We start from the raw sequence: 9902 nt of genomic DNA, 5'->3' as shown, positions 1-9902 counted from the left end.
CGTCGACCATGTCGCACTTGTTCAGGAACACGATGATGTAAGGCACGCCCACTTGGCGAGCCAGCAGGATGTGCTCGCGGGTCTGGGGCATGGGGCCGTCAGCGGCCGAGCACACCAGGATGGCGCCGTCCATCTGGGCAGCGCCGGTGATCATGTTCTTCACATAGTCGGCGTGGCCAGGGCAGTCCACGTGGGCGTAGTGGCGGTTGGCCGTTTCGTATTCCACGTGGGCGGTGTTGATCGTGATGCCGCGGGCCTTTTCTTCAGGCGCCGCATCGATTTCGTCGTACTTCTTGGCTTCGCCGCCGAACTTGGCGGACAGCACCGTGGCGATCGCTGCCGTCAGCGTCGTCTTGCCATGGTCCACGTGGCCGATCGTGCCCACGTTGACGTGGGGCTTGGTACGTTCGAACTTACCTTTTGCCATTTTTGAATCTCCAAAGAGCAATGCCTGTGTCGGGGTTTAACGTCTGCACCCGATTGCTGATTCGTCCCGCACAGGGCAACAGGACGGCACCGGGTCGCAGATTGCAAGAATCTTGCTATTACTTACATAGCTGTTTGCGCTTGATGGACAAGCGCTAGCAGCGAATTTGAATCACAAAACAAAGACGAAAGGCCTGCAGCTATGCAGGCCTTTCACCGCACACCAATTACTTGGTGCGTGCAGCCATGATGGCTTCGGACACGTTGCGGGGGGCTTCGCTGTAGTGCTTGAATTCCATCGTGTAGGTAGCACGGCCTTGCGTTGCGGAGCGCAGCGAGGTCGAGTAGCCAAACATTTCGGACAGCGGCACTTCAGCGCGGATGGCCTTGCCACCACCCGGGATGTCGTCCATGCCCTGGACCATGCCACGGCGGGAAGACAGGTCACCCATCACGGTGCCAGCGTAGTCTTCAGGCGTTTCCACTTCCACGGCCATCATGGGTTCCAGGATGACGGGACCGGCCTTCTTGCAGCCTTCCTTGAAGCCGAAAATGGCAGCCATCTTGAACGCCAGTTCGTTCGAGTCCACATCGTGGTACGAACCGAAGTGCAGCGTGACCTTGACGTCCACCACGGGATAACCGGCCAGCACGCCTTGCGTGACGGCTTCGTGGAAGCCCTTTTCCACCGCAGGGATGAATTCGCGAGGAACCACGCCGCCCTTGATGGCATCGACGAATTCGTTGCCCTTGCCGGCTTCGTTCGGCTCGATCTTGAGCACGACGTGGCCATACTGGCCCTTACCGCCGGACTGGCGCACGAACTTGCCTTCGGCCTCTTCCACCGTCTTGCGGATGGTTTCGCGATAGGCCACCTGGGGCTTGCCCACGTTGGCTTCCACGCCGAACTCGCGCTTCATGCGGTCCACGATGATTTCCAGGTGGAGCTCGCCCATGCCGGCAATCAGGGTCTGGCCAGACTCTTCGTCGGTCTTCACGCGGAAAGATGGATCCTCGGCGGCCAGGCGCTGCAGGGCGATGCCCATCTTTTCCTGGTCGGTCTTCGTCTTGGGCTCCACGGCCTGCGTGATCACGGGCTCAGGGAACACCATGCGCTCCAGAATGATCTGGGAGTCGATGTCGCTCAGCGTTTCGCCGGTGGTCACGTCCTTGAGGCCCACGCAGGCAGCGATGTCGCCGGCGCGGATTTCTTCGACTTCCAGGCGCTCGTTGGCGTGCATCTGCACGATACGGCCGATACGCTCCTTCTTGCCCTTGATCGGGTTGTAGACGGTGTCGCCCTTGGAGAGCACGCCCGAGTACACGCGCACGAAGGTCAGCTGACCCACGAATGGGTCGGTCATCAGCTTGAACGCCAGGGCCGAGAACTTCTCGTTGTCGTCCGCCTTGCGGGTCACTGGGTTTTCGTCTTCGTCGGTACCCGTCACATCATCGATGTCGGTGGGTGCCGGCAGGTAGTCGATCACAGCGTCCAGCATGCGCTGCACGCCCTTGTTCTTGAACGCGGTGCCGCACAGCATCGGCTGGATTTCGGTCGCGATCGTGCGCGTGCGCAGACCGGTCTTGATCTCTTCCTCGGAGAGGTCGCCCTCTTCCAGGTACTTGTTCATCAGCTCTTCGGACGCTTCAGCAGCGGCTTCGACCATCTTCTCGCGCCATTCCTTGGCGGACTCCACCAGGTCGGCAGGGATTTCTTCGAAGGTGAACTTCATGCCTTGCGAGGCTTCGTCCCAGATGATGGCCTTCATCTTGAGCAGGTCGACCACGCCGGTGAAGTTGTCTTCCGCGCCGATCGGGATCACCACGGGCACGGGGTTGGCCTTCAGGCGCAGGCGCATCTGGTCATAGACCTTGAAGAAGTTGGCGCCCGTACGGTCCATCTTGTTGACGAATGCGAGACGGGGCACCTTGTACTTGTTGGCCTGGCGCCAGACGGTTTCCGACTGGGGCTGCACGCCACCCACGGCGCAGTACACCATGCAGGCGCCGTCCAGCACGCGCATGGAACGCTCCACTTCGATCGTGAAGTCCACGTGGCCGGGAGTGTCGATGATGTTGAAGCGGTGCTCGGGGTAGGACATGTCCATGCCCTTCCAGAAGCAGGTCGTGGCAGCCGACGTGATCGTGATGCCGCGCTCTTGCTCTTGCTCCATCCAGTCCATGGTGGCAGCGCCATCGTGCACTTCACCGATCTTGTGGTTCACACCGGTGTAGAACAGGATACGTTCGGTCGTCGTGGTCTTGCCAGCGTCGATGTGGGCCGAGATACCGATATTGCGGTAGCGCTCGATGGGGGTCTTGCGAGCCATGGTGAGTCCTTGGATGGGTCGTGTTATTCAGGGGACGGGGCAGCCATTGTGGGGCGGCGCTCCGTCAATTTTGTGACCGCCTCAATCGCCACAAGGCTGCAGGCAGAAATGCCGGCAGCCTTGCGCTTGGCGACGAGACCGGTCGTCGATTCGCTTAGAAGCGGAAGTGGCTGAATGCCTTGTTGGCTTCGGCCATGCGGTGCACTTCGTCACGCTTCTTCATGGCACCGCCACGGCCTTCGGTGGCTTCCAGCAGCTCGTTGGCCAGGCGTTGGGCCATCGACTTTTCGCCGCGCTTGCGGGCGGCTTCCTTGATCCAGCGCATCGACAGGGCCAGGCGGCGCACAGGACGCACTTCCACGGGCACCTGGTAGTTGGCACCACCGACGCGGCGGGACTTCACTTCCACCATGGGCTTCACGTTGTTGATGGCAACGGTGAAAGCCTCCAGGGGGTCCTTGTCAGGGTGCTTCTTCTCGATCAGTTCCAGGGCACCGTAAATGATGCGCTCTGCAACAGCCTTCTTGCCGCCTTCCATGATCACGTTCATGAATTTGGACAGCTCTACATTGCCGAACTTGGGATCCGGCAGGATTTCACGTTTGGGGACTTCGCGACGACGTGGCATTTTTTACCTCTATCTTTGCTTCAGTTGGCATCTTTTCAGACACCGCGAGAGCCAATGAAGGACTCCCACTTACTCGACCCGCGCAGAACACCTGCGTTTGGGGTCACTACGCTGCTTCACCGCGCCACGCGGGAGACAGCACCGAAAATTCTTCAGACCAGAAGGCCAGGGCTTACTTGGCCTTTGGCTTCTTCGCGCCGTACTTGGAGCGCGCTTGCTTACGGTCCTTGACGCCTTGCAGGTCAAGCGAGCCGCGCACGATGTGGTAACGCACACCAGGCAAGTCCTTGACACGACCGCCGCGAACCAGCACCACGCTGTGTTCCTGCAGGTTGTGGCCTTCACCGCCGATGTAGGAGATCACCTCGAAACCGTTGGTCAGGCGCACCTTGGCGACCTTACGCAGAGCGGAGTTAGGCTTCTTAGGCGTCGTGGTGTACACACGGGTGCACACGCCACGGCGCTGTGGAGAGTTTTCCATCGCAGGGCTTTTCGACTTGGTCTTTTCGACCTCGCGCCCCTGACGGACCAGTTGATTGATGGTTGGCATGAAATACGTCCCTAAACGTGAATTTGCTTCGTGAAAGCGAAAACGTGAATCCCTTCGGAAATTCCGAAAAGCCTTCTAATGTAGCAGCAAGCCCCAAAACGGGCAAGCGCTCGGCTTCTTTTCTCTGAAGGCCCATGCACCACACGCGGCACGCCCTGTAAAGGTGCGCGGCCCATGCCAGGGCCGCCGCGCAAGGGCCTCCCCGCTGCGTATGCAGCGCTTCGCTTGCGTGCGCTGGCGGTGTCCCCTTCCCGAATGGCGCAGCCATTCGAGAGGGGGCTGAGGGCCGCGGCTCCAAGCCTGCCTGCGCAGGCTTGGACGTGCCCGAAGAGCCGGCGCCTCTGGCGGTGGCTCCGAGGCGAAGCGCCTCAGGGGGATGTACCTGCTACTTTATCCAGAGGCGTATCGCGTCCCAGGCACGACCCAGGAAGCCAGCCTGCGGGACTTCTTCCAGGGCGACCAGGGGCACTTCCGCCAGCGTCTGCTCGCCCAGCGCGACCTTGAGCGTTCCGATGGACTGGCCCTTGGTATACGGCGCCACCAGGGGGTCGGGGCGCACGATCTGGGTGGCGATCTTGCCGGCGCTGCCCGAGGGCACGGCGACCACGATGGCTTCTTCGCGGCCGATCTTGAGCGTGCTCTCGGTGCCCTTCCAGACGGCGGGCGTCGCCACCGGCTTGCCGGCGTCGAACAGCTTGACCGCCTCGAACGCGGTGTAGCCCCAGTTCAGCAGCTTCTGGCTTTCGTTGGCGCGTGCATTCTCGCTGGCGGCGCCCAGCACGATGGACAGCAGGCGGCGCTGGCCCACGCCCGGGAACTCACGCTTGGACGTGGCCACCAGGCAGTAGCCGGCAGCGGCCGTGTGGCCGGTCTTGAGGCCATCGACCGTCGGGTCGCGGAACAGCAGCGAATTGCGGTTGGTGCCGTTGGACGCCGGCGTGCCCGGATAGCTGTACTGCTTGGTGGCGTAGTAGTGCATGTACTCCGGAAAGTCCTTCATCAGGCGCATGGCCAGCACGGACAGGTCGCGCGCCGTGGTGGTGTGGCCGGGTTCGGTCAGGCCTTCGGGGTTCTTGTAGCTCGTGCCCTTCATGCCCAGGGCCTGCGCCTGGTCGTTCATGAGCTTGACGAAGTTCTCGGCCGTGCCGCCCACGCCTTCGGCGAGGGCCATGGTGGCGTCGTTGCCGGACTGCACGATCATGCCCTTGATCAGGTCTTCGACCGGCACCTGCATCTTGGGGTCGATGAACATGCGCGAACCCGGCATCTTCCAGGCACGCACGCTCACGGGCAGTTTCTGCTCCAGCGATATTTTCTTGGCGCGCAGCGCGTCGAACACCAGGTAGCCCGTCATGAGCTTGGTGAGCGACGCCTGCTCGACCGGCGCGTCGATGTCCTTGGCGGCCAGCACCTGATTGGCGGTCACATCCACCAGCAGGTAGGTGCGCGCGGCGATTTCAGGGGGCTGGGGCGCCTGGGCGAAAGCGCCAAAGGCGGCCGGGGCCACTGCGGCAAAGACGGCGAGGGACCGCAGCGTGGACAGGATTCGTTTCATGGGCGGGAGACTGGGCTGGGATGGGATGGATGAAGGAAGGAAGGAAGGGAGAGAGACAGGAAACGCTGGGCAATGCGCGGGGTGCGGGTACGGCACGGGTGCCAGGCCCGCCAGGGCAGGCGACAACGCCCGCCGTGAGCGAGCCTCTCAAGCTGCTGCCTGCAGGTGGCGCACCACCAGATTTTTCAGAAGCGGCAATTGTCCGTGAAAGAAATGCCCCCCTGCGGGAATGACTGTGACAGGCAGTATCTGTGGCCGCGCCCAGTCCATGACCGCAGACAGCGGCACGGTGTCATCCGCCTCGCCGTGCACGACCAGGGTGCGCTGGTGGGCCTCGGGGGGCACCGGAGCCACGGCAAAGCGGCTGGCTGCGGTGCCCACGAGCACGGCGGTGTCGACGCGGCCCTCGGGCCATAGCGCGGCCAGCGCATGGCTGGTGACGAAGGCGCCGAACGAGAACCCCGCCAGCGCAATGCGCTGGCCCTCGGCCGCAGGCGCGACCTGTTCGATCACGGCCAGCAGGTCCTGCAGTTCGCCCTGGCCGTCGTCGTGCACGCCGGCCGTGGCCCCCACACCGCGGAAGTTGAAGCGCACGGCGGTCCAGCCGCAGTGCACGAAGGCCCGCGCAATGGTCTGCACCACCTTGTTGTCCATGGTGCCGCCAAACAGAGGGTGCGGGTGGGCGATGATGGCCACGCCGCGCGGGGCAGCCATCCCATCGGCCAGAACGGCGCTGTCGCGCACGGCCTCGATGGCGCCTGCAGCGCCGGTGAGGGTCAGGCGTTCGGTCTGTGCATTCACGGTTTTGCTACTTAATCCATAGCTACCTGCGCAAGATGGTCAAGCGCTGGCAGCCAAAAACATTCAATACCAGGGACAGATGCGCTTTCAGCGCCCAAGTTCCGCCGGCGTGACCAGGCGTTCCACCACCTGGCCGTTCTTGAGGTGCGACTCGACGATTTCGTCGATGTCAGCCGTGTCCACATAGGTGTACCAGGTGCCCTCGGGGTAGACCACGGCGACAGGCCCGCCCGCGCACCGGTCCAGGCAGCCGGCCTTGTTCACGCGGACCTTGCCAGCGCCTGCCAGTCCGGCAGCCTTGACCTGCGCCTTGCAGCGGTCAAAACCCGCCTGCGCGTTGTGGTGGGCACAGCTGTCTTCGCCGTTGGTGCGGTCGTTCAGACAGAAAAAGATGTGGCGCTGGTAGTAGCCCGGCGCAGTAGGGTTGTCGCTCATGCCGACATTTTACGAACCCGCCGCAACTGGCGCGCGCCAGGCCAGTGCGCCCGTGGATCTGGCTTCGCCAGCCCACCGGGTGCGTCCCCCTCCCGCGCGCAGCGCAAGAGAGGGGCTGAGTGCCGCGGCTCCAGGCCTGCCTGCGCAGGCCTGGACGGCAACGAAGAGCGGTCGCCTCTGGCGTACGCACCGAGACGCCTCAGGCGGCTCAAGGGGTGCGTTCCTTCTTCGACACCCGCACCAGCACATACAAAAGCGCCGCGTACGGCCACAACCAGCCGAGCCACTGGCCCAGCCCATAGAAGCGGATGAACCGCCCCTGCTCCCAGATCTGCAGGGTCTGGGCAAAGTAGGCACTGGTGGGCGCCTGATTGAGCAGCGCCAGGTGCCAGGCCAGAGCCACCAGCAGCACAGCGGCGCAGGCACGGCGGGGCAGACCCAGCATCAGCATCGCCAGGACCAAGGCGCCCCACATACCCACGCGCGTAGGCAGACCCATCCATTCCCAGGCATGCACGGGGCCCCAGCTGAGCGCCGCCGACAGGGCCGTCAGAGTGACACCGATGGCCACCACCCCCAGCGCGAACAGCGCCCGGCGGCCCATCTGGCGGATCACGCAATAGCCCAGCAGGCACGGGATCAGCAGCCCCAGCGTGACGCACAGCAACTCGCCGCCGGGCGACAGCGGCTCGAACGGCGCCTCGCGCAGCGGCACCCACTCCAGGAAGGGCGTGTCGGCCAGGATCTCGATCAGCGATCCTTCGAGCCGCTCCAGCACCTGGCCCAGCCCGAAGGGCACGGCTGCCGGGAACAGCAGCGCCAGCGGCCACAGCGCCAGCAGCACGATGGCGCCGCTGGCGTCGCTCACGAACCAGCGCCCCCGGAAGTCGCTCCAGCGGTCGATGGCGCCCATGCGCTCGAGCAGCGCAGCGACCAAGGCGCCCGCCAAGGTGCCCCCGATGTTGAGCAGCAGGTCCAGATTGGACGGCACGCGCCGGGGCAGGTAGATCTGCAGAAACTCCATGGAGAGCGACAGCAGCCCGCCCGCCAGCGTGGCCAGCCACACCGCGCCCCGCGGCCAGCCCGAGCGCAGCATGCCCAGCACCAGCAGAAAGCCCAGCGGGGCGTAGCCCACCACGTTGGTGGCCACGTCAAAGCCCGTCCAGTACGGGGGCGGCAGGCGGGCCAGCAGGAAAACCAGCGGGTCGATGCCCTGGGCGCGCCAGCCGTCGAACGGGAACAGGCTGGCAAAAACGATCAGCGCCGCATAGATCAGCGCCAGGGGCCAGGCGGAGGTCTTGTGCACCGGCCTCCCGGACTCAGAACGGCTTGACGACGACCAGCACCACCGCGCACAACAGCAGCACCACCGGCACCTCGTTGAACCAGCGGAACCACGCGTGGCTCCTGCGGCTGGTGCCGTCGGCCAGCTTGCGCAGCAGCACACTGCAGGCGTGGTGGTAGCCGATCACCAGCACGACCACCGCCAGCTTGGCGTGCATCCACCCATTGCCAGGGCCGCGGCCGATGCCGTAGCCCAGCCACAGCCAGGCGCCCAGCGCCAGCGCGGGCACCGCCAGCAGCGTGGTGAAGCGCAACAGCTTTCGCGCCATGAGCAGCAGACGATCGCGCTCTGCCGCCGAACCCGGAGCCACCATGGCCAGGTTGACGAAGATGCGCGGAAGATAGAACAGGCCGGCAAACCAGCTGGCCACGAAGACGATGTGAAAGGCTTTTACCCAGAGCATGCAGGCAGTTTAAGGGCCGTTCGGTACCCTTTGGGCACGAAAACCTGCGCAGAGGCGCTGAACGGTGTGGCGTGCACCCCTCAGGCATTCGGAGCCTGCTACCACCCAAAAAAGAAGCCCGGCAGGTACGCCGGGCCGGGAAGCCTCTTTTGCATCGCTGCAATGCAAGGCCCCGCTCAGGGAGGAAAAGCGGGGGGCAGGGTGCTGCCCGGCGCCAATTTAGCACCGGAAACACCATGTTACAAGCGGCATTTCCAGGGGCTCCCGTGCTCCAGCGAAGTGGGCCTGAGCAGGTTCAAGACCGGCGCGTTGCGCGCCGGTGCACCTGTTTTAAGCAGGCTTTGCCGGGACACGCGGTACGCCTCGTCCGGGGGAAAGAGGCCCGGCTCTACAGGGGGATAATTCCGCCATGCAAAGCCCCGCCCTCTTCCCCCAGAACCGTCCCCGCCGCCTGCGCCGCGACGCCTTCACCCGCCGCCTGGTGCGCGAAAACGCGGTCACCGTGGACGACCTGATCTACCCCGTGTTCGTGCACGAAGGCACGAACCAGCGCGAGGCGGTGGCCTCCATGCCTGGCGTGGACCGCCTGAGCCTGGACCTGCTGCTGCCCGTGGCCGAGGACTGCGTGAAGCTGGGCATCCCGGTGATGGCCCTGTTCCCCGCCATCGACCCGGCCCTGAAGTTCCCGGACGGCAAGGAGGCCTTGAACCCCGAGGGCCTGATCCCGCGCGTGGTGCGTGCCCTGAAGAAGGAGTTTCCGGCCCTGGGCGTGATGACCGACGTCGCCCTGGACCCCTATACCAGCCACGGCCAGGACGGCGTGCTCGACGAGACGGGCTACATCATCAACGACGAGACGGTGGAGATCCTCACAGGCCAGGCGCTCACCCACGCCGAGGCAGGCGTGGACATCGTCGCGCCCAGCGACATGATGGACGGGCGCATCGGCGCCATCCGCGACGCGCTGGAAGTGCAGGGCCACATCCACACGCGCATCATGGCCTACAGTGCCAAGTACGCCAGTGCCTTCTACGGCCCCTTCCGCGACGCGGTGGGCACGCGCGGCGCCCTGGGCAAGGCCGACAAGAACGTCTACCAGATGGACCCCGGCAACAGCGACGAGGCACTGCGCGAAGTGGCGCTCGACATCGCCGAAGGCGCGGACATGGTGATGGTCAAGCCCGGCCTGCCCTACCTGGACATCGTGCGCCGCGTGAAGGACGAGTTCAAGGTGCCCACCTTCGCCTACCAGGTGAGCGGCGAGTACGCCATGGTCAAGGCCGCTGCGGCCAACGGCTGGCTGGACCACGACGCCGTGATGATGGAAAGCCTGCTGGCCTTCAAGCGCGCGGGCGCCGATGGCGTGCTGACGTACTTCGCGCGCGACGTGGCCCGGCTGCTGCAGCACAAGAAGCCGTAACCGCGGTGG

10 protein-coding genes are annotated in these 9902 nt (G+C 64.5%); 1 reads left to right on the top strand and 9 read right to left on the bottom strand.

Going from position 1 to position 9902, the window contains the following annotated elements; all coding sequences use genetic code 11:
* The 9 genes from KW835_RS24955 to KW835_RS24915 form a co-directional block, all read right to left on the bottom strand.
* Positions 1-427: GTP-binding protein (locus KW835_RS24955; RefSeq protein ID WP_139235396.1), on the bottom strand; the 427-nt coding region annotated here is incomplete at its 3' end.
* 226 nt (positions 428-653) lie between these two features.
* Positions 654-2756, bottom strand: coding sequence for an elongation factor G (gene fusA, locus KW835_RS24950; protein ID WP_218387408.1), 2103 nt, complete (start codon positions 2754-2756; stop codon positions 654-656).
* A gap of 154 nt (positions 2757-2910) precedes the next feature.
* Positions 2911-3384: a 30S ribosomal protein S7 gene (gene rpsG, locus KW835_RS24945; RefSeq protein WP_005798541.1), complete on the bottom strand. Its 474-nt coding sequence runs from the start codon at positions 3382-3384 to the stop codon at positions 2911-2913.
* A gap of 172 nt (positions 3385-3556) precedes the next feature.
* Positions 3557-3934, bottom strand: a complete 378-nt coding sequence (gene rpsL, locus KW835_RS24940) for a 30S ribosomal protein S12 (RefSeq protein WP_015012185.1) — start codon at positions 3932-3934, stop codon at positions 3557-3559.
* A 385-nt stretch (positions 3935-4319) separates the two neighbouring features.
* Positions 4320-5489 (bottom strand): D-alanyl-D-alanine carboxypeptidase family protein, encoded by a 1170-nt coding sequence (locus KW835_RS24935; protein WP_218387406.1) that lies wholly within the window; start codon positions 5487-5489, stop codon positions 4320-4322.
* 147 nt (positions 5490-5636) lie between these two features.
* Complete coding sequence (locus tag KW835_RS24930) at positions 5637-6290, bottom strand: serine aminopeptidase domain-containing protein (protein ID WP_218387405.1); 654 nt, start codon at positions 6288-6290, stop codon at positions 5637-5639.
* An 87-nt stretch (positions 6291-6377) separates the two neighbouring features.
* A complete protein-coding gene (locus KW835_RS24925) occupies positions 6378-6725 on the bottom strand; it encodes a ferredoxin (RefSeq protein ID WP_218387404.1) in 348 nt (115 codons plus the stop codon).
* A 208-nt stretch (positions 6726-6933) separates the two neighbouring features.
* A complete protein-coding gene (locus KW835_RS24920) occupies positions 6934-8031 on the bottom strand; it encodes a VanZ family protein (RefSeq protein WP_218387403.1) in 1098 nt (365 codons plus the stop codon).
* Positions 8032-8044: 13 nt separating this feature from the next.
* Positions 8045-8473, bottom strand: a complete 429-nt coding sequence (locus KW835_RS24915; RefSeq protein ID WP_218387402.1) for a CopD family protein — start codon at positions 8471-8473, stop codon at positions 8045-8047.
* A 409-nt stretch (positions 8474-8882) separates the two neighbouring features.
* On the opposite strand from KW835_RS24915, the gene hemB reads away from it, so the two are divergent.
* Positions 8883-9893 (top strand): porphobilinogen synthase, encoded by a 1011-nt coding sequence (gene hemB / locus KW835_RS24910; protein WP_218387401.1) that lies wholly within the window; start codon positions 8883-8885, stop codon positions 9891-9893.
* Positions 9894-9902 lie beyond the last annotated feature (9 nt).

The sequence above is a fragment of the Acidovorax sp. sic0104 genome (assembly GCF_019219095.1).
Lineage (GTDB): Bacteria > Pseudomonadota > Gammaproteobacteria > Burkholderiales > Burkholderiaceae_C > Acidovorax.
This window is presented reverse-complemented; position numbering and strand designations above follow the sequence as displayed.